Here is a 22,461-nt window from a genome sequence, read left to right as displayed (position 1 = left end):
CAGGGCTAACCTTCAAGGCGTTGCCGGCTGCTCCACGCGGGGCGGCCAGGGTGTGAGGAACGGCGCGTCCTCGCCATAAGTGAGCTTGCCCTCGGCCTGGAGAAGGCGCACGCGCCCATCCAGATACTCCTTGATGATCGCGATGCGCCCCTTGCGCACCGTGGCGATCCACACGTCGTTGACGACCTGCTTTTCGCCATTCTGGGTCACGCGGAACTGGACTTCCGCCGCCACCCGACCATTGCGCACGTCGATGTAGAAGGCATCGGCGGGGAAATAGATGCTGCGTTCGGTCGCGACCTTGCAGAAGCCCTCGAGGTCAGCGAGCGCGGCATCGCGACCGATCAGGCGGCGGCCGGGATAGGAGAAATCGACGTCGTCCGTCAGAATGCGGCGCATGAGGTCCGCATCGCAATCCGCCCAGACATGGGCGAGATCGAGGATCAGGCGCTGATATTGCGCGCGCGTCGTGCCGCGCGCCTCCATTTTGCCGGTGTAGATGACGCTGGGCTTGGCCGGAGCCGTCTGCTCGGCAATGGCGGACATCGGGGACAGGGCCACGCAGGCGGCCGCGATCCAGACCCAGCGGCTGCGCGATGCTCGGACAATCCTCATGCCTTGGTTCCCTTGCCGCTGTTTTGGCCCGCTATGTGCGGGCGTCTTGCCCCAAAAGTAAATCGCCGTGGTGTCGGCTTGCACTGACACCACGGCGATTGAGCGATCGGATGCGACCCGAGGCTCTAGCTGCCGAAGCGATAGGAAATGCTGCCGCCAATCCAGCGCGGACGGCCCCATACTTCGGTCGCCATGCCGAGGAATGCGAGGTCGAACGCGGCGGTGCGATAGCGCTTGTCCGTCACATTCTCGGCAAAGACAGCGAGGGTGAGCGAGTCGCTTGCATCGGTCCAGGAGAGGCGGACGTTTGACAAGGCGTAGGCTGCCTCACGCTGGCTGGGACTGTTGAAGGCGTCGAAATACTGCACGCCCTTGTAGGCGATGTCGCCCTGCAGGCCGAGCGTGCCGCCAAGCACGTTCGGCACGCGATAATTGGCCGTCAGGTTCCACGACCATTTGGGGGCCAGCGGCATCCGTCGATCGACCACAGGGCCGTTATTGGCGAGGCCGGGCAGCTGCACGTCGAGCAGCTTGGCATCCAGATAGGTCAGCGATCCCCGCAGGCGCAGATTCTGCACCGGCTCTGCCGCGAACTCGGCTTCGGCACCGGTGATCTCCGCATCGCGGTTGAACGTGGTCGAGGAGAGCGACACGCCATCGAACTGATAGGCCTGGCTGTCCTTATACTGGTAATGGAACACCGCGCCGCTGATGCTGTAGCGATTGTCGTAGGTGGCGAACTTGGCGCCGGCTTCGTAGCTGGTCAGCCGTTCGGGGCGGACCGAGATGGCCGAGAGCGGAAGCGACGTGTAACCGACGTTGAAGGTGCCGGCCTTGAACGAGCGCGCCACACCCGCATAGAACAGCTGCCCGCGCTGCGGCGCCCAGCTCAGCCGCGCCGTGAAGCTCGTGCTGTCATCGTTGCGCTTGGCGAGATCGCCCACCGTGGTGGTGTTGAACACCGGGCCGGTGTCCGTGTTGTTGAGATCATATTCCTTGTCTTCCTCGGTATAGCGCACGCCGCCCGTCGCGGTGAGGGTCGAGGTCAGCGCATAGTCGACATTGCCGAAGATCGCCCAGCTCTCGCTGTCCAGATCATAATAGACCGGACGGCGCGGCCCGGCAGCGGCCGAGGTGGTGCGGCGCTGATAGCCGTTCACATTATAGTCGAAATAATAGAGGCCGGTGACCCAGGTGAGCGGCCCGTTCACGCCCGCCAGGCGCAGCTCCTGCGAGAACTGCTCGGCGCGCGGGTGAACTTCGGTCGAGCGTGCGCCGGGCGTGGAGTCGCTGTCGAACGCCGCGTCCTTCTTGCCCTTCTCGAAGCCAGTGATCGAGGTCAGCTCGGCAAAGCCGAGGTCGGCCTTGATTTTGCCGATGGCGGTGAACTGCTCCGAGCGCATATAGGCATCAAAGTTGGTGTTCGTCTCCAGCGGCTTGCTGTCGCCATAGCCGAAGGAGTCGACGCCGCCCGGATTGCGGGTGGAGAGGCCCGTCACCGGGTCTTGCGTCACGGCAATGTGGGTGAACATGTTGCCCGCTTCATTGTCGTTCTTGTAATATTGCACGAACAGCTCGGCGCTCAGATTGTCCGCGAACTGGTTCGACAATTGGCCGCGAATGGCGCTGGCGTTGAGCGCGTTGCCGTCTTCCCCGCCGGGGAAATTGTTCTTGATGTAGCCATCATAACGGTGACGGAAGACGCTGACGCGGCCCAGCAGATTGCCGAACAGCCGGCCGCTGATCGCAGCCTCGGCCTGAACGCGATTGCGCTCGGCGAAGGTGACGGACACATGGCCTTCCAGTTGCTCGGTCGGCGCTGCGGCAATGAAGTGGATGAGGCCGCCGGTCGCGTTGCGGCCATAAAGCGTGCCCTGCGGACCGCGCAGCACCTCGATGCGGCTGATGTCGAACATCTGGGAATCGAGGCCCATCAGGTTCGCCTTGTAGAACTCGTTCACATAGACGGCGGACGGGCTCTCATTGGTGTCGGCGAAATCGCGCATGGCGACGCCGCGCAGCGAGATGAAGGGGAAGTCACCGTCGCCCGAGTTCTGGCCGATGGAAAGGCCGGGCACCAGGCGGGCGAGGTCGAGCGTGCTCGACGCGCCGGATTCAGCGGCCTGCGCGCCGGACACGACGCTGAGGCTGATCGGCACCTCGGTCACGCGCTGTTCGCGATGCTGGGCGGTGACGATGATGTCGCCACCTTCGGCCGTGTCTGCGGCATCGGCAGCCATCAGCGGCGCGCTCGTCGAAGCCAGAAGAAGGGCGAGAAACGCTTTGTGGGACATCGTCAAAGATGCCTCGGGCTTGCGTGCAAACAACATTGTGGGCTTCCTCCAGATAAACCTGTCATGCCCGCAGGCCAGAGCTCACATCGGTTACCGCCTCGAGCCCACGCGCAGCGTGAGCGATGCTTGTCCTGTTGAGCCCTCCCCGTTCGGCGTTGGTATGTATGCAGAGCGTGCTTACTTATGTAAAGAGGGTCGTGACGATTTTTTGACAGAGGCTCAAATGTGCGGCGCCTGCGTGGATCAACCTTCAAAGGGCGGTTTTATTGGGGTTTCACAAGAAGGAAACGATCACGACCCAAAGCAGGCGGCGACCGCAGGATCAAATCGAAGTGCCGCGGCGCGACGTCTGCGCGAGCCGAGTCGCCGCAACGGTGAGACCGGTGCGGGCATGTATAATTAGTGGGATCAAAGAAGCGGCGGCCGGAGAGCGCCCCCTACCCCCGCCCCGCCTTCACCATATCCGCGATCCGCACGAACTTCTCGCGCGGGGCGCCCAAGCGGGCTTGGGCGATTTCGGCTTCGTCGATCTTCTGCCAGTCGCGGAAGGTGACGATCTCCAGATCGCGCTCGGCGATCAGCGCGTCCAGGCCAGCCCGGCCCTGCTTGCCGGCCGCGGCGGGCTGGTCGGCGGCGATGGCTTCGGCGATCAGGAAGCCATCGGGCTTGTTGGTGCCGATGGTGCCGCTCGGCCCGCGCCGCGCCCAGCCGACGCAATAAAGGCCCGGGCGAATGCGGCCCTCCTCATTGGCGAAGCGGCCGCGTGCCTCGTCATAAGGCACGTCGGGAATGGGCGGGGTGCGGTAGCCGATGCAGCTGATGATGAGATCGGCCGGCATGGTCACGCGCTCGCCGGTGCCGATGCTCTGCTGCTGGGCATCGAGCCGGGTCCGCTCCAACACCAGCTGCTCAACGCGTCCCTCCCCCTCCACGCGCTCGGAGACGACGAAGAAATCGAACCGGATCGCCACCACCTTCTCGGGCGATGGCTCGGCGAACTGGCGGAGCAGCGCCAGCGACTTGCGCTGCCCCGGCTCCAGCGCCTCATCGACCGAGGTCGGTGGCAGGTCGGCGGGATCGACATGGACGGAGGCGCGCTCCAGCCGGCCGAGTTCGCCCAGCTCCTTGGGCGTCATCGCAATCTGCGCCGGGCCGCGCCGACCCAAGATGGTGATCGAGCGGGGCTGCGCCTTTTTGAGAATGTCATAGGCATGAGCGACGACATCGCTCTCCTCAAGCTCGCGCGCGGTCTTGGCGAGAATGCGCGCGCAATCCAGGGCGACATTGCCATTGCCGATGATGACCACATCCCGCTCGTCGATCCGCGGTGCGAGATCGGCATGATCGGGATGGCCATTATACCAGCCGACGAAAGCGGCGCTGCCGATGACGCCGGGCAGATCGTCGCCGGGCACGCCCAGCGGGCGATCCGACGGCGCGCCGGTGGCGAGGATCACGGCATCGTAAAGGCCCTGAAGTTCCGGGATCGACGCATCGCGCCCGATGACGAGATTGCCGACGAAACGCACCGTGTCGGTCAAGGCCACGGCTTCATAGCGGCGGGATACGGCCTTGATGGACTGGTGATCCGGCGCGACACCGGTGCGAACAAGGCCGAAGGGAACAGGCAGCCGGTCAATGATGTCGATCGCCACACCCTCGCCGAACTGCTTCTGGCAGGCTTCCGCGGTATAATAGCCGGCAGGGCCAGACCCGATGATGGCGATATGACGCATGGAACGGCCTCTCCAGAAAATGTGTCTTGCGCAGGGCAGCCTAGCCGAGGCTGCGCGCGAGGCAAGGGCCGTGCGCATGAGGACGACGCCCGTGGAGAGATAGGCGCGCCCAAACGAAAAGGGCGGACCATCTGGCCCGCCCTTTCAGATCGATTTACAGAGGCCGCTCAGCGTGCAGCGGGCGCTGCTGCCGAGGCATTGGCGGGCAGACCGCCGAGCTGGGTCACCAGCTTGGTATAGGCATCCAGATAGGCCAGCACGATGACCTGGCCGATATCCGTGTTCTGGTAGCCGCCGCCAGCCGCGCCGGCAAAACCGCCCCACCAGCCCGCACCGCCGCCGGCACCGAAGCTCAGGTCCGACTTGCGCGAATAGCCCTCGGTCATCGCTTCCTCGACCGTGGTGCGCGCGTTCACGATCGAGAGCGTCACATTGGCTTCGCTCTTCTTGATGTTGATGCCGCCGGCCAGCGCGCCGAACGTGCTTCGGCCCAGGAAGCCGCCCAGCATGCCACCCAGAGCGTTGCCGCCGCTATTCTTGTTGGAGGTCACGATGTCCGGCTGGAGGAAATAGTCCGCCGCCTTCACCTGACCGCGCCCGATGTTGCTGCCGGCCTGCAGTTCACCCTGATCGGCCAGGGCGCGCTCCATCGCGCGGTTCTGCATCGAGCGCCCGCGGTTAACGAGCGTGAAGCAGCCGGACTGCTGGATGAAGATGCGCAGGATCGCTTCGGGGCTGCCGAGGCTCAGCTCGCGCCACCACTGCGTGTCCGGCTCGACGATGGCGACGGTGCCCAGATTCTTGGTGCAACGCGGGATTTCGCGCGTGCCCTTGTCCTGCGCCTTGCGCCCCGAGGATTGCGCCATGGCCGGCTGCACCACCAGGCCGATCGCGGACAGCGCCAGCGCCAGTTTGATCGATAGTTTCATGTGTTACCTCACCCACAAGGATTATGCAGCCGACGCCCCTGCCGAACCACAAGGCCCGCTGTTTATCACAGCAAAATGGCGGCACAAGGTTAACGACTGCACGGCGGCGGCGCATGACAGGCGGCGCTCCTCATGTCTTGTATGAAATGGTCGTGGCGGGCCTTCTTTCAGAAGGCTTTGCCGGAACCCTTCCGCCTGCTATCGGCGCGCAATGACTGACCTCGCCCACATCCGTAACTTTTCCATCATCGCGCATATCGACCATGGCAAGTCGACCCTCGCCGACCGCTTGATCCAGCGCACCGGCGGACTCTCGGATCGCGAGATGACCGCGCAGGTGCTCGATAACATGGATATCGAGAAGGAACGCGGCATCACCATCAAGGCCCAGACCGTGCGCCTCGATTACACCGCGAGCGACGGCAAGACCTATGAGCTCAACCTCATGGACACGCCGGGCCATGTCGACTTCGCCTATGAAGTCTCGCGCAGCCTCGCCGCGTGCGAAGGCGCATTGCTGGTCGTGGATGCCGCGCAGGGCGTGGAAGCGCAGACGCTGGCCAATGTGTACCAGTCGATCGAGCATGACCATGAGATCGTGCCGGTCATCAACAAGATCGACCTGCCCGCCGCCGAACCGGAAAAGGTGAAGGCGGAGATCGAGGACGTGATCGGCATCGACGCCAGCGAGGCGGTGCTCGCCTCCGCCAAGGCCGGCATCGGCATTGACGAGATCCTCGAAGCGATCGTCAAGAAAATCCCCGCGCCCAGTGGCGACCGGGACAAGCCGCTGGAAGCGATGCTGGTCGACAGCTGGTACGACCCCTATCTCGGCGTCGTCATCCTCGTGCGCGTCATTAACGGCGTGCTCAAGAAGGGCCAGAACATCAAGTTCATGATCGGCGGCACGGAGCATCTGGTCGACCGCGTCGGCTGCTTCCGCCCCAAGATCGAGACGCTGCCGGAGCTTGGCCCGGGCGAAATCGGCTTCATCACCGCGCAGATCAAGGAAATCACGCAGACCCGCGTGGGCGACACCATCACCACGGTCAAGAACGGCGCGACCACGCCCCTGCCCGGCTTCAAGGAAGTGCAGCCAGTGGTGTTCTGCGGGCTCTTCCCGGTCGATGCGGCGGACTTCGAGAAGCTGCGCGAGAGCATCGCCAAGCTGCGCCTCAATGACGCCAGCTTCTCCTTCGAGATGGAGAGCAGCGCGGCGCTGGGCTTCGGCTTCCGCGCCGGGTTCCTCGGCCTGCTGCACCTCGAGATCATCCAGGAGCGGCTGACGCGGGAATATGACCTCGACCTCATCACCACCGCGCCGTCGGTGGTCTATCGCATCCAGCTGCGCAAATCGAAGACCGAGGACGCGCGCGAGATTCTGCTGCACAATCCGGCGGACTATCCCGACCCCAGCCGCATCGAACAGATCGACGAGCCGTGGATCAAGGCGACGATCTACACGCCGGACGAATATCTGGGCAGCATCCTCAAGCTCTGTCAGGACCGGCGCGGCATCCAGACCGGCCTCACTTATGTGGGCGGCCGCGCGCAGGTGAGCTACGAACTGCCGCTCAACGAAGTGGTGTTCGACTTCTACGACCGGCTGAAGTCGATCAGCCGAGGCTATGCCAGCTTCGACTATGAGCAGATCGGCCTGCGCGAAGGCGACCTCGTGAAGATGAGCATCCTCGTCAACAACGAGCCGGTCGACGCGCTCTCCATGATCGTCCATCGCGGCGTCGCCGAGGAGCGCGGCCGCCACATGTGCGAGCGGCTGAAGGACCTCATCCCCCGCCACCTCTTCAAGATCCCCATTCAGGCGGCGATCGGCGGCAAGGTGATCGCGCGCGAGACCATCGCCGCGATGCGCAAGGACGTGACCGCCAAATGCTATGGCGGCGACATCACCCGCAAGAAGAAGCTGCTGGAGAAGCAGAAGAAGGGCAAGGCGCGGATGCGCGAATATGGCTCCGTGCAGATTCCGCAGGAAGCCTTCATCGCCGCGCTCAAAATGGGGGACGACAGTTGAGGGAGCAGACTAGCGACGAGGATTATGTGTTCGATGAAGCCAGCGGCGAGTGGCTGCCGGCTTCCGAACTGGCCGCCAAGCAGGGCGCGGCCGATGCGGTGGAAGTGCGCGACGCGGTCGGCAATCTGCTGGCCGATGGCGATCAGGTTACGCTGATCAAGGATCTGACGGTGAAGGGCGCGGGGCAGACGCTCAAGCGCGGGACGCTGATCAAGTCGATCCGCCTGACCGGTGACCCGCAGGAAATCGATTGCCGCTACGAGGGCATCAAGGGGCTGGTGCTGCGTGCCGAGTTCGTGAAGAAGCGGTGAGCGCGGTACCGGGCCGCCCATCGCAAAGGAGTGCAGCCTGATGGCAAAGACTGACGCCGGCGGACGCTTCGAGCGGCATCGCCAGCCCTGGACCGCCGCCGAGATCGACAAGCTGCACACGTTGGCGAAGAAGGGCATGGCGCTGAAAGCCATCGCCAAGGCGCTGACCCGCAGCGAAGAATCGGTGAAGGACCGCGCCAAGGCGGACGGGCTGACGATCGCGAAACTGCGTTAAGGCGCGGCCCCAAATCCTGCCAGCAGCAAACGGCGCCCGTCCGAGTGAGCGTCCGGCAACCTTCGGGGCGCACAAGCGTCTCATCAGGGCCAGCTCCCAAGCGAGATGGAAGTGGCACATCGCTGTTGTGGACATGTCGAGTCCGCGGCGGCGGCGTGCCCTTGTGCGAGACCATGCTGGAGGATGTCCCCATGCCCATTTCCCATACGCCCCTGATAGAGCGCATTGCGCGCGTGCTCGCCGGACTGCGGCTGAGCGAGAATGCCGATGGCACGGAGCCGAGCGCCAGCCGGTCTGTGGACCTCGAATGGGAAGATTGCCTCGAGGACGCACGCGCGGTGCTCCGCACGATGCGCGAGCCGGACGCCGCAATGGCCAGCGCAGGCAATGAAGAGATTTGGGAAGCGATGATCGCGGCCGCTTTATCGGGCGAAGCGAGCGATACGGGTGCAAGCCAAGCCAACCCGGATGAGACCAATCCTCTGGCTCCCCCGATCAATCTCAACGCGGGCAGCTGAAGTCTCGGCGCGCTAGTCCCTAGCTTTCGGGTAGCTGGTTGGTCCGGTTCAGCCGGTCGATCACTTCGTCGAGCGGCTCGACGACCGTCACGCTGCGGCCTTCGCCAAAGCGAATGCGCGTGCCCTCGCCGACATTGGAGATGAACGAAATCTGCGTCGCATTGACGGCGACGGGCGCGCGGTCCGGGCTGGTGAACTTGACGAACATGGGCACGCTCTCCTGCTTATGATTGGAGACAGCCTAAGCGCATTCTCGCGTCACGCAATTGCTCGTCGCGCGAAGGTGGAAAATATCCGGCACGCTGCCGCTTCTCGCGCCTTATCGGCCCGACAGGCTGTTGCTGATGCCGAAGAAAAGCTCGGAGAGATTGATACCGAGCGACAGGAACGCCATGACGCAGGCCAGCGACACCAGCGCCGCGATCAGCCCATATTCCACTGCCGTCGCGCCCCGCTCATTTGCGCGCAGCCGATCAAAGGGCGTCAGGTCACGGTCAACAGCAGGTGATGTCTGGCGCGGCATGGGGCACTCCTCACATTTGTCGGTTCAACGTCGCCGCAAATGGTGGAGAGGTGGTAAAGAGAAAGCGCCGGATGACATTGGACTAAGAGGGCGGAAGGCCCGTCAGCCCAAACCGAGTGAAGCCACGGCGATCAATGCCGCGATACCGGTTAGGCTGGTTACCAGCCCAAGTTCCAAAGCCTTTGCTCCGCGCTCGGTGCGGAGAATCCGCATAATCATGTCATCCTCCAATGACATAACTCATAGCAGCGGCTGGCTTTACGTGCGCTTAACGAAGCCGCTGGAAGACGACCGATACACACAAAAAGCCCTCCAGACTGGGCGCGCGGAAGCGATTCCTCCGCCCAAGTCTCAGTCCGCCAATTGACGTGGCGACAGACTCACGGCAGGAGCAAGCATGGCCGACATGACCGATCCCGTTTCCGCCGATCCACTTGCCCAGCCCGCTTCCTTCAAGCGCCGGGGGATGCTTTTCGTGCTGTCCTCCCCTTCCGGGGCCGGCAAATCCACCATCTCGCGCAAGCTGCTGGCGCATGATCCGGGCCTGACCATGTCCGTCTCCGCCACCACCCGGCCGATGCGGCCCGGCGAAGTCGACGGCAGGGATTATCATTTCGTCGACCTCGAGCGGTTCCGCGCCATGGTGACGGACAACCAGTTCCTCGAATGGGCGCATGTGTTCGATCATCGCTACGGCACGCCGCGCGCGCCGGTGGAAGGGATGCTGGAAGCCGGGCACGACGTGCTTTTCGATATCGACTGGCAGGGCGCCCAGCAGCTCCACCAGCTGGCCGGCGGCGATGTGGTCCGCGTGTTCATTCTGCCCCCCTCGATGATCGAGCTGGAAGCGCGGCTGCGTGGGCGCGGCACGGACAGCAACGACGTGATCGAGCGACGCATGGCGCGGGCGCACAGCGAAATCGCCCATTGGGACGGCTATGATTATGTGCTCGTCAATGACGATGCCGAAGCCTGTTTCGCCAAGGTGCTCACGATCCTGCAGGCCGAACGGCTCAAGCGCCACCGGCAGACCGGCATCATCGGCTTCATCCGCAAGCTCGATCGCGAGGAAATCTAGCCCTCAGCCCGGCCCGCAGGGGTCATTGGCCCGGCCACGCAAAACTTTGCAAGCCAGATGCCCTCCATATCTGTATGGGGGGAGCATAAGGCGGACCACCAAACAGGATGACGCGCGCAGATGAGGCCTTTGAAACAGGCTTTGCGGCGAGGATGGTCCACCGCTCCACTCTTTTTTGATTAGCGAGATACATGCCCTTTTCCACACTCCCCCCTCTTCTCGCCAATGCCCTTGCCGAGCGCGGCTATGCCGACCCCACGCCCGTTCAGGCCGAAGTTCTGGAGGCGCAGGCGCATGGCCGCGACCTTATCGTCTCGGCGCAGACCGGATCGGGGAAGACCGTGGCGTTCGGCCTCGCCATTGCCACCGACCTGCTGGAAGATGGCGAACGCATGGCGCCGCCCGGCCTGCCCCAGGCGCTGATCATCGCGCCGACCCGTGAACTGGCGCTGCAGGTCAGCCGCGAGCTGATCTGGCTCTATGGCAAGGCCGGCGCGCGCATCGCCACCTGCGTCGGCGGCATGGATGCGAGCAAGGAGCGCCGCGCGCTCTCGCACGGCGCGCAGATCGTGGTCGGCACGCCCGGTCGCCTGCGCGACCATCTGGAACGCGGCGCCCTCAACCTCTCGACCCTGCGCGCGGTGGTACTCGACGAAGCCGACGAGATGCTCGACATGGGATTCCGCGAGGATCTGGAAGAAATTCTCGACGGCACGCCGCAGGAGCGCCGCACCCTGCTCTTCTCCGCGACCATGCCGGCCCCCATCGTGGCGCTGGCCCGGCGCTATCAGCGCGACGCGCTGCGCATCTCGACGGTGACGCAGGATCGCGGCCACGGCGACATCAGCTATCAGGCGATGGCTGTGGCGCCGGCCGACATCGAACATGCCGTGGTGAACCTGCTGCGCTTCCACGAAGCGGAAACGGCGATGCTGTTCTGCGCGACGCGCGACAATGTACGCCACCTCCATGCCGGGCTGGTCGAGCGCGGCTTCGCGGTCGTCGCCCTCTCCGGCGAGCATAGCCAGAATGAGCGCAATCAGGCGCTGCAATCCTTGCGCGACCGGCGCGCGCGTGTGTGCGTCGCGACCGATGTGGCCGCGCGCGGGATCGACCTGCCGACGCTGAGCCTCGTTGTCCATGTCGAGATTCCGCGCGATGCCGAGACGCTGCAGCACCGCTCCGGCCGCACCGGGCGCGCGGGCAAGAAGGGCACCGCCGTGCTCATCGTGCCCTATCCGCGCCGCCGCCGGGTGGAATCGATGCTGCGCGGCGCGCGCATCCAGGCGGACTGGATTTCGCCGCCTTCCGCCGACGACATTCGTCGGGCCGATACCCAGCGCCTGCTCGATACGCTGCGCGCCCCTGTCGAACTCAGCGAGCAGGATCATGAGCTGGGCCGCCAGTTGCTGGCCGAGCGCAGCCCGGAAGATGTCGCCGCGATGCTGGCCCATGCCTATCGCGCGCGCCTGCCCGAGCCCGAAGATCTGCTGGGCAGCGATGCCCCCGCCGAGCCGCGCGGTCCCCGCCCCGGTTTCGAGCAGAGCGCCTGGTTCCGCCTGAATGTCGGCCGCAATCAGAATGCCGATCCGCGCTGGATCCTGCCGCTGCTCTGCCGGCGCGGCCACATCAGCCGCACAGAGATCGGCGCGATCCGCATCGCGGCGCAGGAAACGCTGTTCGAGGTCGCGGGTGGCGTCGCTGCGCGCTTCCTCGATGCCGTGCGCCGCACGGCCAGCGAGGATGACGAGGTCGACATCCAGCCGACCGACGGCAAGCCCCGCGAGGAAGCACGCCGCAATCGCCGCGACAATGCCCGCCCCGTCCATGCGCCCAAGCCCTATCGCGCACCCGCCGCGCGCGGGCCGCATGGCGGCCGCCCGGACCAGGCCCAGCCCGGCCCGCATGGCGCCGGCAAGAAGAAGGGTCCGAACAAGTGGAAGGGCGGCGCCAAGCCCTTCGCGCACAAGAAGCCCGGCAAGGATAGATGATCGCAATCCTCGTCGATGCCGATGCCTGCCCGGTGAAGGAAGAAATCTACCGGGTGGCATTTCGGCATGAGACGCCGGTCAGGATCGTCAGCAACCAGCGCATCCGCGTGCCCGATCATCCGCTGGTCGAGCGGGTGGTCGTGTCCGACGCCTTCGACGCGGCCGACGACTGGATCGCCGAACAGGCCGGCCCAACGACGATCTGCGTCACCGCGGACATTCTGCTCGCGGATCGCTGCCTGAAAGCCGGCGCGAGCGTGATCGCCCCGACCGGCAAGCCCTTCACCACCGCCTCCATCGGCAGCGCCATCGCGACCCGCGCCATCATGGCCGATCTGCGCGCCGGCGGCGACATCATCGGCGGCCCGGCGCCGTTCAGCAAGGCGGACCGTTCACGCTTTCTTTCGGCGCTGGATGAGACGATCGTGCGGCTGAAGCGGCAGCAGCCAGCGTGAGGGGCGATCAGCGGTTACCGATGGCCACACCAGCAATGCGGCCTTCCGGCGAGGAGGGCGTCGCAGGGCTGGTGAGCGAGAACGCATAACCGACCTCGGCAGCATCAGGCCCATAGAATGAACCGTGAAAATCTCCTGAAAAGTTTGTGTTGTAGGAAGAAAGACTACCTTGGAAGGTCGGACCGTCCGAGGAAATCGTAGCCGTACCTGTAAAATCACCAAAGGGGGTGTCTGCCCCAAGCGTCCAGTAATCGATCAGTTTTAGCTCCGTATAAATCCTGCCAGAGTCGAAATCAGCGTCCAGACGGCCATCTCCGAGGATCGCCGTACTTCTGCCGACAAATCCTTGCCCCCTGACATGCAAAGCATAGCTGGCTGTGCCGGTTCGCGGCATTTCATCCGAGCGGGACGGAGAGCCGTAGAGAAACGCATTATATCCGACCCCAACCTGCGTCCATTCGCCATAGCTGAGGTAGTGGAACTGTAGCTCCGCTTTGTTGGTACCTAATTGCGGCGTCAGGTTGTTGAATAACGCAATGCTTTTTCCACGCTCGGCTTCGCTGACCTTTCGGAATGAGATGGAGGTTTTTGTAGGATCGGGGGCTTGAGCGAGATCCTCTCCAGTGAAGCTCGCCGAGATGCTGTCAGTCGTGATGGTGTAAGTGCCAGTTTGATAGTCAGGCGTGACGGTGATCGAAGTCGCCGCGGGTGCGTTATCGTCATACACCGGGGGACTGTAATTGGTCTCTCTCGCATAGCTTAGGGGCGAGCTGATGAGGTCAAATGTCGTGGCGCCTTGCAGCGGGAAGGTGCTGCCCGGAGGCGGGGGCGGAGGAGGCGGTGGAGGCGCGACATACTGCTTGAGAGCACCCGTGACGACACCCCCGCCGAGCGAGTTAAGGTCGGCATTATTGATCGCAAAAGTATAGCCGAACTCTCCACCGTCGGGACCGAAGAAGCCGCCGAGAATGGACCCTTGATAAGTGCCGCCGTCCCAGGTGCCCTGAAACGTGTTGCCTGCTCCGATATGACCAGTTCCGTTGAGAGACGGGAGGGAGACGGAAGCTCCAGAGACGCTGCTAAGCCCGGAAAGCTGCAAGAACGTCGAGAAGCTTTGATCGCTAAAGTTTGCCGTCAGGCTCGCTTTGCCGCTCAGGCTATACTCGCCCACGCGATCGTAGAGGATGCCTTCCGCAAATCCTTCGTATGTGCCGCTGCCACCGAACGGCAAATCTCCAGCCGTGGTCGGCACGCCGAAGTAGAAATAGGCATTCACGCGCCGCTGCGGAGTTCCGAAACTCGTGTCGCGAGAGATGAACTCCCATCCGCCGTAACTCACATAGGAAAGCCTCAGATCGGGTCTCAGCGGGTCTGCATAGTCCGGCTGCCTGAACCACAGGACACGCGTGCCATCCGCAGCGCTGTCGCTCCAGCCGATGTCCCCTCCCGAGAGGTTGGGCGCGTGAATCTGACCACTGGCCAGAATGTTGTACAGTGCATATCGACCACCCGCGCGAGGGTCGACATAGAGCCGAGCCGCGCTTGAAGATTGATAAGGGCTGTGTCGCGTTCGGAGGGTCTCATCGTAGTAATTGATATCGACTTCGACAGAACCGGACCGAAAGTCTTGCGTCTGCCCCAGAGCCTCCATCAGCGTTCCGCTAGTTGCTGCCGGCAAAGAGGTTGGCGGTGCAGGACGAACAAGGGCGGCGGCGGACGGCGCCGGGGCGGGTGTCGGTGAAGGCGACGGAGTTGGAGAAGGCGCAGGCGTGCTGTTGACACCGCCGCCGCCACACGCTGTCAGCAACGTGCAGACCGCTATGAAGCAGCCTCGAAAATGGTACTGCAATGCAACCCCCACCCCGTGAACTCGGATGTTTGTTTGGGCGTTCGCAGGCGGCAGGGTCAAGCCGATTGAGCCGAAAGGAGCCACCACTTTTGTCTTGTTTCAGAACGGCGAGTGTCCAAGGAAGCCGAGTTTTTTCCCGGCGTGGCCCTCCTCGAGAACTTTTTGTCGCGAACCTCAGCGCGCCATGAAACGACGAGCCCTCACTTCCGCTTGGGCAGCGGCGGCAGGGCCTTGGCTTCCTCCAGCACGCTCGTGTCGATCAGCGTCGCGAGCTGTGCGCGGGTGCGGGGCGTGCGCTTGTCCTGTTTGGCGAGCCAGGCTTCCTCTTCCTCCAGCACGTCCAGCAGGTCGCCGGTCCAGTCCGCCAGCCAATTGTGGTGGGACCAGCTCTGCTCGACCAGCTCGAGCGGATAGCCGCTGTTCTGCGCCACCAGCTCCTGCGCCCGTGCGGGATTGCGGCGGACCTCCTGCGTGGCATCGATGATCGCGCGGACCATAACAACGATGTTCCGCCGCATCTGCGGGTTGGCCAGCGCGCCCGCGGTTGTGTTGAGATTGAACAGCTCGCGATAGACGCCCTTGCCGCTGAACTCGATGGCATCATCGCCAATCGCCTGCGCGGCGCGCTCGACTTCCGGCTCCCAGATCGCCACGGCATCGACCTTTCGATCCGCCAGTGCCTGCGGCATGTCGGGCAGCTTCATGCCGACCATGGTAACATCGTCGCTGGAAAGGCCGACGGTTTTCAGCATCTTCTGGGTGAAGAATCCGGATGAAGTGACGGAAATGGTCGCGATCCGCTTGCCCTTGAGGTCAGCCAGCGAATTGATGCCGGCCGATTTGCGCGCAACGATGCGGTACAGCCCCTCGGTGACGGTCATGACGATCCGCATGTCCGGGTTGCGCAGCGAATAGCGCAGCGCCTGCGTTTCGGCATTGGTCGCGATGTCGGCTGGCGCGCTGCTGTCATCCGGCGTCGCACCGGGCTCGCCGACAAGATTGGCAACGCTCCCCCGCCCGACCGTGACGGGAGCCGGATAATAGGATTCAGCGGCGATAAAGAGCGGGGCGAATTCGAACACGGTGAGATTGCCAAAGGCGCGGATCGGACCTGCCTGCGCGACAGTCGCGGAAGCCGCCGACGCCGATGCCACGGGCGTATCCGTCTGGGTGCAGGCCGAGGTGCCGGCAAGCAGAAGCGAGAGACCGGCCAACAGGACGCCGCGCCCACGCCGACGCGCATGGCCATGGCTCATCGCCCGATTGAATGCCGACATCCTCTTCTCCCTCACATCACTTTTGACGGCGGGAGGCTAGCGAGCGGTGGCGCCGCCAACAATGCACGGAACGGCATTGATCCTTGCCTGGGGTGGCGGGGGTTGGGGAGAGGAGCTAGGGTTTGCAGAATATCGGCTGAAAACAGCCGTTCCGGATACGACAACAAAGCTGCCTTAAGTTAAGTCCTCAAAATCCCCATGGCACTACAGCGGTATCCGCACTGCGGGGTATTCCGATCTGCTTATCTATCAACTTTGCGTAAGGAAGACGGTTGTCAATCAAACGGTCGCCCGGCGCTTCTGACAATGCGGGCGAGGGCAGATTTAAAGTTTCGCGAGCGGCCCAGCTTCCTCCCGTTTCGCTCAGCAGCAATCTGACTTTCTCCTTCCGGCGAAAGAAAATCTCGCAACCTCCCGCCGGAAGTCGAAGAGAGAAGACTCGAACACTCGGCCCCTTGATTATTTTCCTAACTTTAAGAAGGGCCGGAATTTCTCTCTTGTTCTTGTAGTCATAACCGCTGACTCGGACGATCTCACCATCTATTATGGCGTCGGCCTGCCTAATATTCTGTTTCACTTGATCAGAGAGAGGTAGCGATTTGTAATCTGGCCGTGTAGGCGAACATGCAAACGCCGCGCTGGCGCTTAGTACCCAGCAAAGCGAGAAAATAGACGTCTGCAAGCTTCTAGATATCATTGCCTTGACGATATGAGATGGGGGCGTAATTGCCAAGCCTCTGACTGCAATTCGCCTTTGAGACCGGAAACCCGCCAGTCCGCTAACCACACCAAAGCAGCCCTTCACGCATGTGAGCGCAGAACTTCAAAGCCGACATTCACTTAGTTCAGGCTTGCCTCAAAAATCACGCCGCCGCCCGCGCGCGTAACTCCAGCGCCGCGGCGATGAGGTCGCGCGTGTAATCCGTCTGCGGCGCGGTAAAGATCTGCTGCGAGGAGCCCTGCTCGACGATCCTGCCGTTGCGCATCACCACCACCTCGTGCGCGAGGGCGCGGACGACCTTGAGGTCGTGGCTGATGAACAGATAGGTCAGGCCATGGCTCGCCTGCAGGTTGCGCAGCAGGTCGACGATCTGGGCCTGCACGGACATGTCGAGCGCGGAGGTGGGCTCGTCGAGGATCACGAGATCGGGCCGCAAGATGATCGCGCGGGCGATGGCGATGCGCTGGCGCTGGCCGCCGGAGAATTCGTGCGGGTAGCGATCCAGCACCGCCGTCGAGAGGCCGACTTCCTCGATCATCGTCGCGACGGCCTCGTAGCGCTCCGCTGGCGTCAGGTCGGGTCGGTGGATCGGCAACCCCTCGCCGACGATCTGGCCAATGGTCATCTTGGGGCTGAGGCTGGCGAAGGGGTCCTGAAAGACGATCTGCATCCGCTTGCGCAGGGGGCGCATCTGCTTCCAGTTGCGCTCGTGCAGCGGCTCGTCCTCGAACCAGATCGGCCCTTCCGAGCGGCTAATGCGCAGCAGCGCAAGGCCGAGCGTGCTCTTGCCCGAGCCGGACTCGCCGACGACGCCGAGCGTATGCCCGCGCGGGATCGAGAGCGTCACGCCATCCACGGCTTTCACAAAGGCGCGCGGCTTGCCGAACCAGCCCTTGATCGGGAAATGGACCTTCAGATCCTCGGTGCGCACCAGCGGCGCGGGATCGCCCTCGATCTTAAGCGGTTCGCCGCGCGGCGTCGCGTCCAGCAGCTTACGGGTGTAGGCATGCTGGGGATTGTCGAACACCGCGCTGGTGTCACCCGCTTCCACCACCTCGCCCTGCGTCATCACGCAGACGCGCTCGGCCATCTTCCGCACGACGCCCAGATCATGGGTGATGAGCAGCATCGCCATGCCGAGGCGCTGCTGCAGATCCTTGAGCAGATCGAGCACCTGCGCCTGCACGGTCACGTCGAGCGCGGTGGTCGGCTCGTCGGCAATCAGCAGGTCCGGCTCGTTGGCCAGCGCCATCGCGATCATGATGCGCTGGCGCTGCCCGCCGGAGAGCTGGTGGGGATAGGATTTGAGGCGGTTCTCGGCATCGCGCAAGCCAACCAGTTTGAGCAGGTCGATGGTCTTGGCCACCGCCGCGGCCTTGGTGATCGCAGGATCGTGCAGCTTCATCGCTTCGATGATCTGCCGATCGATGGTGTGCAGCGGGTTGAGCGCAGTCAGCGGCTCTTGCGGGATCAGTGCGATGCGGGCGCCGCGCAGCGTCTGCATCGTGCGTTCGCTGGCGCCGACGATCTCCTGCCCGTCCAGCCGGATCGAGCCGGATGGGTGGAACGCCACCGGATAAGGCAGCAATTGCAGGATCGACATGGCAGCGGTGGACTTGCCCGAGCCGGACTCGCCGACCAGCGCCAGCGTCTGGCCCTTTTCCAGCGTGAAGGACACGTCCTTCACCGCCTCGACGATGCGCCCTTCCGAGCGGAACGAGCAGCACAGCCTGTCGACTGCAAGCAGGGGCGTGTCCGTGGCACTCATGTCGATTTCCTTGGATCGAAGGCGTCCCGCGCCGCTTCGCCGATGAAGATGAGCAGCGAGAGCATGGTGGCCATGACGGCGAAACCCGCGATGCCGAGCCACGGTGCATAGAGATTGTTCTTCGCCTGATTGAGCAGTTCGCCGATCGAGGGCGATCCGCGCGGCATTCCGAAGCCGAGAAAATCCAGCGCCGTGAGGATCGTGATCGACGAGGAGACGATGAACGGCAGGAAGGTGATGGTCGCGACCATCGCATTGGGCAGGATGTGCCGGAACATGATCGTGCGGTTGCCAAGGCCAAGCGCCCGGGCGGCGCGGACATAATCGAGATTGCGCGCGCGCAGGAACTCGGCGCGCACGACGTGCACCAGCGTCATCCAGCTCACCAGCAGCAGCGCACCGAGCAGCGTGAAGAAGCTGGGCGTGAGGAAGCTGGCCATGATGATGAGCAGGTAGAGCATCGGCAGGCTCTGCACGATCTCGATGCAGCGCTGGAAAATGAGGTCGGCCCACCCGCCGAAATAGCCCTGTATAGCGCCGGCGGTGATGCCGATGATGGAGCTGAAAAAGGTGAGCAGCAGGCCGAAGGTCACCGAGAGGCGGAAGCCGTAGATGATGCGCGCCAGCACATCGCGCGCTTGGTCGTCTGTGCCCAGCCAATGGCGTGCGGAGGGCGGCGACGGCGCGGTGACGGGGATATCGTAATCGATCGTCCGGTAGCTGTAGGGGATGATCGGCCAGATCGCCCAGCCGTCGCCCTCAGCGATCATCGCCCGCACGGCGGGGTCCTGATAATTGGCCTCCGTCTCGAACACGCCGCCGAACGTGGTCTCCGGATAGGCGCGCAGAACGGGCGCATAGATCTCGCCACGATAGCTCAGCAAGATGGGCTTATCATTGGCGATCAGCTCGGCGCACAGCGTCACCACATAGAGCGCAAGGAATATCCACAGGCTCCAATAGCCGCGCTTGTTGGCCTTGAAATTGGCCCAGCGCCGGCGCGTGAGCGGGCTCATCCGGCTGATCGGGCGCACAGGCCGGGGATGAACGGCCGGGGCTGCGACGGGCGTTTCGGCGTTCATCAGACGTCCCGCCTTTCGAAGTCGATGCGGGGGTCGACCAGCACATAGGTGACGTCACCGAGCAGATTGGTCAGCAGGCCGAGCAGCGAAAAGATGAACAGCGAGCCCAGCATCACCGGGTAATCCCGGTTGATCGTTGCCTCGAAGCCCAGCAGCCCGAGGCCATCCAGCGAGAAGATCACCTCGATCAGCAGCGAGGAGGTGAACAGCACGCTGACGAAGGCGGCCGGAAAGCCGGCGATGACGATGAGCATCGCGTTGCGGAAGACATGGCCATAGAGGACGCCGTTCTCGGAGAGGCCCTTGGCTCGCGCCGTGGTCACATATTGCTTGCCCACTTCATCGAGGATCGAATTCTTGGTGAGCATGGTGAGGTTGGCGAAGGCGCCGATGACCATCGCGGCCACCGGCAGGGTGATGTGCCAGAGATAATCGAGCACCTTGCCGATGAGCGACAGCTCCTCCCAATTGTCCGAGACAAGGCCCCGCGCCGGGAAGATGCTCCAGAACGTGCCGCCCGCGAACAGCACGACCAGCAGCACCGCGAACAGGAAGCCCGGAATGGCATAGCCGATGGTCACGAAGAAGCTCGACCAGGCATCGAACGCAGTGCCCGCACGCACGGCCTTGCGGATGCCGAGCGGAATGGCGACGAGATAGGTGATGAGCGTGGTCCAGAGGCCCAGCGAGATCGAAACCGGCAGTTTCTCGATGATCAGATCGATCACCGGCTGGTCCTTGTAATAGCTGTTGCCGAACTCGAATCGCGCGAAATCGCCGAGCATCTTGAAGTAGCGATAGAGCACGGGCTTGTCGAAACCGTAGAGCTTCTCAAGCTCCTTCACCATCGCCGGGTCCAGCTCGCCGGTGGGCATGATGCCACTGCTCGCCCCGGTGTCCACGCTGCCGCCGATGGTGGCCGTCGCGTCCATCGCGGTGCCGGCGAACCGCGCCTGAATCTGGTCGATCGGGCCGCCGGGCACGAACTGGATGATGATGAAGGTGATCGTGACGATGCCGATCAGCGTCGGCACCATCAGCAGGAGCCGGCGGGCGACATAGGACCAGAGCGCCGTCATGAAGACTGTCCTTGTGCGTGCCCAGCCGTCTTGCCGGGGTCGCTCCACCACGTATCCAGCGTCATGATCGGGAAATTATAGGCGGGCTGCTTTTTCGGCATGCCGAACCGGTCCCAATAGGTGATCGGCATCTGCCCCACCGGCGCCGGGTAATCATGCTGGAAGGGAATGGCGTAGAAATTCCACAGCAGGATGCGATCGAGCGCCCGCATCGCGCCGACCACGGTCTCCCGGTCCGTTGCGGTGATCATTTGCGCCAGCATCTTGTCGACCGCGGGATTCTTGACGCCCGGATAGTTCAGCGATTGCGGCTGATCCGCAGCGTGCGACCCCCAGATCAGCGTCTGGCCGATGCTCGGCGTTTCATGGCCGGGGAACATCGGGATGTTGAGCAGCAGATCATAATCATAATGGCGCAGCCGATGCCGGAACTGCGCGCTGTCGAAGGAGCGGAAACTGACGGCGATGCCCAGTTGCCGCGCATTCTCGACAAAGAGCGAAACCTGCCGGTCCATCAGCGGGGAATAGCTGATCAGCTCGAGCGCCATGGGGCGACCGGTTGTCTTGTCGATCAGCCGGCCGTCCTGATAGCGATAGCCCGCCGCCCGCAGGATCTGCACCGCCTCGATGAGATTGGCCCGGCGATTGCGCCAGTTCCCGCCGACCGGCAAGTCCGGCGCCTTGGTGAACACCTCGCCCGGCACCTCGTCCCGCACGGATTGGAGCAGCTCCAGCTCCCGCCCCTGCGGCAGTCCCTCGGCCGCAAACTCGCTGTTGGTGTAGAAGCTGTGCAGGCGGCCATGATGCCCGGCGAGCAGGGTCCGGCGCACCCACTCGAAATCATAGGCCAGCATCAGCGCGCGCCGCAATTGGCGATCCGCCAGCGCGGGCCGCCGCGTGTTCATGACGATGCCCAGATAGAAGGACGGGCTGCGGTAATCGATGACCTGTCGCTTGATCTGGCCGGCGCGGAAGGCCGGCAATTGCTTCTCGCTCGCCCAGCGTACTGCACTCGTTTCCTGCCGGAAGTCGACATTGCCGGCGAGGAAGGCCTCATAGGCCACCGTCTGGTCCCGGTAATAATCGTGCCGGATGATGTCGAAATTGTAGCGGCCCTTATTGACCGCCAGATCCTTGGCCCAATAATCCTTCACGCGCTCATATTCGATCCAGCGCCCCTGGCTGAAGCGGCCGACCTTGTAGGGGCCGCTGCCCAAGGGGCGGTCGAGCGAGGCGGCATTGAGCGCGTGCTTCGCGTAATAATGGCGGGGGAGCAGCCACATATCCATCACCACCGTCGGCAGCGTGGGATTGTTAGGCTGGGTGAAATAGACGCGCACCGTGTGCGGCCCGCGCTTTTCCGCACGCGTCACGGCCTGCTCCAGCCGTTTGAGCGACGGCGTCACCAGACCCTTGGCCTGATCGATGGTGAAGATGATGTCCTCGGGCGTGATCGGCACGCCATCATGCCAGCGGGCGCGGGGATCGAGATGGAAATCCATCCATGAAATATCTTTGGGATAAGTGATCGACTCAGCGACCAGCGCGTAGCGCATCGCCGGCTCGTCCGAACTGCGCCGCATCAGCGGCTCATAGACCTGCATCATGCCGATTGGCGGGGTGCCGAGCAGGGCCATGAGATTGAGACTGTCGAAGCCGCCAATATAGGCCACCCGCAGCGTGCCGCCCTTGGGCGCCTTGGGATCGGCATAGTCGAAATGCTTGAAGCCGGGGCCGTATTTCGGCGTGCCGAACACCGCATAGGCATGGCTGGAGATCAGCTCATTGCCGCCCGGCACGGCCTGCACGCTGGCGGAACTGATCGTCAGCAGCAGCGGAAGGCAGAGAAGCGCCAGCAGGAGTTGCCGAAGCACCCCGAGGCGCTGCCTCACCGGCCCGGCAGATGGGGGCGGGCCGCCATCATCCAGGCCATGGTCATTCGGGCCGTCCGCAGCATCTCCAGCCATA

20 protein-coding genes are annotated in these 22,461 nt (G+C 63.6%); 8 read left to right on the top strand and 12 right to left on the bottom strand.

What is annotated here, in order from left to right; all coding sequences use genetic code 11:
* Positions 1-12 precede the first annotated feature (12 nt).
* Together M2341_RS04355 and M2341_RS04350 are read right to left on the bottom strand one after the other, a co-directional pair.
* Positions 13-615 carry a nuclear transport factor 2 family protein gene (locus tag M2341_RS04355; RefSeq protein ID WP_264584358.1) on the bottom strand — a complete coding sequence of 201 codons (603 nt, stop codon included), beginning with the start codon at positions 613-615 and terminating at the stop codon, positions 13-15.
* Between the two features lie 125 nt (positions 616-740).
* On the bottom strand, positions 741-2,909 hold the full coding sequence (locus tag M2341_RS04350) for a TonB-dependent receptor (RefSeq protein ID WP_264572153.1): 2,169 nt from the start codon (positions 2,907-2,909) through the stop codon (positions 741-743).
* Between M2341_RS04350 and M2341_RS04345 the strand changes: the two genes are divergently transcribed.
* A complete protein-coding gene (locus M2341_RS04345) occupies positions 2,899-3,312 on the top strand; it encodes a hypothetical protein (RefSeq protein ID WP_264584357.1) in 414 nt (137 codons plus the stop codon). The genes M2341_RS04350 and M2341_RS04345 overlap by 11 nt on opposite strands.
* A 34-nt stretch (positions 3,313-3,346) precedes the next feature.
* Here the strand turns inward: M2341_RS04345 and M2341_RS04340 are convergent, their stop codons facing one another.
* Both M2341_RS04340 and M2341_RS04335 read right to left on the bottom strand, forming a co-directional pair.
* Entirely contained in the window at positions 3,347-4,645 is a 1,299-nt protein-coding gene (locus tag M2341_RS04340; protein ID WP_264584356.1) for an FAD-dependent oxidoreductase, read from the bottom strand.
* Between the two features lie 167 nt (positions 4,646-4,812).
* Positions 4,813-5,574, bottom strand: coding sequence for a CsgG/HfaB family protein (locus M2341_RS04335; protein WP_264574542.1), 762 nt, complete (start codon positions 5,572-5,574; stop codon positions 4,813-4,815).
* Positions 5,575-5,785: 211 nt separating this feature from the next.
* Between M2341_RS04335 and lepA the strand changes: the two genes are divergently transcribed.
* The 4 genes from lepA (at position 5,786) to M2341_RS04315 (ending at position 8,670) form a co-directional block, all read left to right on the top strand.
* Entirely contained in the window at positions 5,786-7,606 is a 1,821-nt protein-coding gene (lepA, locus tag M2341_RS04330; RefSeq protein ID WP_264572150.1) for a translation elongation factor 4, read from the top strand.
* Complete coding sequence (locus M2341_RS04325) at positions 7,603-7,917, top strand: alkylphosphonate utilization protein (protein ID WP_264584355.1); 315 nt, start codon at positions 7,603-7,605, stop codon at positions 7,915-7,917. The genes lepA and M2341_RS04325 overlap by 4 nt, the downstream gene beginning before the upstream one ends.
* 40 nt (positions 7,918-7,957) lie before the next feature.
* Positions 7,958-8,152, top strand: a complete 195-nt coding sequence (locus M2341_RS04320) for a hypothetical protein (RefSeq protein WP_181558813.1) — start codon at positions 7,958-7,960, stop codon at positions 8,150-8,152.
* Between the two features lie 191 nt (positions 8,153-8,343).
* Positions 8,344-8,670: a hypothetical protein gene (locus tag M2341_RS04315; RefSeq protein WP_264584354.1), complete on the top strand. Its 327-nt coding sequence runs from the start codon at positions 8,344-8,346 to the stop codon at positions 8,668-8,670.
* A gap of 19 nt (positions 8,671-8,689) precedes the next feature.
* Here the strand turns inward: M2341_RS04315 and M2341_RS04310 are convergent, their stop codons facing one another.
* Both M2341_RS04310 and M2341_RS04305 read right to left on the bottom strand, forming a co-directional pair.
* Positions 8,690-8,878, bottom strand: a complete 189-nt coding sequence (locus tag M2341_RS04310) for a flagellar FlbD family protein (RefSeq protein ID WP_181558812.1) — start codon at positions 8,876-8,878, stop codon at positions 8,690-8,692.
* 111 nt (positions 8,879-8,989) lie between these two features.
* Positions 8,990-9,193, bottom strand: a complete 204-nt coding sequence (locus tag M2341_RS04305; protein ID WP_264572146.1) for a Flp family type IVb pilin — start codon at positions 9,191-9,193, stop codon at positions 8,990-8,992.
* Between the two features lie 397 nt (positions 9,194-9,590).
* On the opposite strand from M2341_RS04305, the gene gmk reads away from it, so the two are divergent.
* The 3 genes from gmk (at position 9,591) to M2341_RS04290 (ending at position 12,717) form a co-directional block, all read left to right on the top strand.
* Positions 9,591-10,271 carry a guanylate kinase gene (gene gmk / locus M2341_RS04300; RefSeq protein ID WP_264584353.1) on the top strand — a complete coding sequence of 227 codons (681 nt, stop codon included), beginning with the start codon at positions 9,591-9,593 and terminating at the stop codon, positions 10,269-10,271.
* A gap of 191 nt (positions 10,272-10,462) precedes the next feature.
* Entirely contained in the window at positions 10,463-12,262 is a 1,800-nt protein-coding gene (locus tag M2341_RS04295) for a DEAD/DEAH box helicase (protein ID WP_264584352.1), read from the top strand.
* Positions 12,259-12,717: a YaiI/YqxD family protein gene (locus M2341_RS04290; protein WP_264584351.1), complete on the top strand. Its 459-nt coding sequence runs from the start codon at positions 12,259-12,261 to the stop codon at positions 12,715-12,717. Before M2341_RS04295 ends, M2341_RS04290 begins: the two co-directional genes overlap by 4 nt.
* Before the next feature lie 7 nt (positions 12,718-12,724).
* Here the strand turns inward: M2341_RS04290 and M2341_RS04285 are convergent, their stop codons facing one another.
* The 6 genes from M2341_RS04285 to M2341_RS04260 all read right to left on the bottom strand — a co-directional run bounded on the left by M2341_RS04285 (position 12,725) and on the right by M2341_RS04260 (position 22,460).
* Complete coding sequence (locus M2341_RS04285) at positions 12,725-14,368, bottom strand: transferrin-binding protein-like solute binding protein (protein WP_264584350.1); 1,644 nt, start codon at positions 14,366-14,368, stop codon at positions 12,725-12,727.
* A 398-nt stretch (positions 14,369-14,766) separates the two neighbouring features.
* Positions 14,767-15,843, bottom strand: coding sequence for an ABC transporter substrate-binding protein (locus M2341_RS04280; RefSeq protein WP_264584349.1), 1,077 nt, complete (start codon positions 15,841-15,843; stop codon positions 14,767-14,769).
* Between the two features lie 863 nt (positions 15,844-16,706).
* The gene (locus tag M2341_RS04275; protein WP_264584348.1) at positions 16,707-18,332 is read right to left on the bottom strand and encodes an ABC transporter ATP-binding protein; all 1,626 of its coding nucleotides are present in this window, start codon (positions 18,330-18,332) and stop codon (positions 16,707-16,709) included.
* Positions 18,329-19,348 carry an ABC transporter permease gene (locus M2341_RS04270; protein WP_413715688.1) on the bottom strand — a complete coding sequence of 340 codons (1,020 nt, stop codon included), beginning with the start codon at positions 19,346-19,348 and terminating at the stop codon, positions 18,329-18,331. Before M2341_RS04270 ends, M2341_RS04275 begins: the two co-directional genes overlap by 4 nt.
* A gap of 65 nt (positions 19,349-19,413) precedes the next feature.
* Entirely contained in the window at positions 19,414-20,493 is a 1,080-nt protein-coding gene (locus M2341_RS04265) for a microcin C ABC transporter permease YejB (protein WP_181558805.1), read from the bottom strand.
* Entirely contained in the window at positions 20,490-22,460 is a 1,971-nt protein-coding gene (locus M2341_RS04260; protein WP_264584346.1) for an extracellular solute-binding protein, read from the bottom strand. The genes M2341_RS04265 and M2341_RS04260 overlap by 4 nt, the downstream gene beginning before the upstream one ends.
* Position 22,461: the final 1 nt, after the last annotated feature.

Source organism: Sphingobium sp. B7D2B, from assembly GCF_025961895.1.
GTDB lineage: Bacteria > Pseudomonadota > Alphaproteobacteria > Sphingomonadales > Sphingomonadaceae > Sphingobium.
This window is presented reverse-complemented; position numbering and strand designations above follow the sequence as displayed.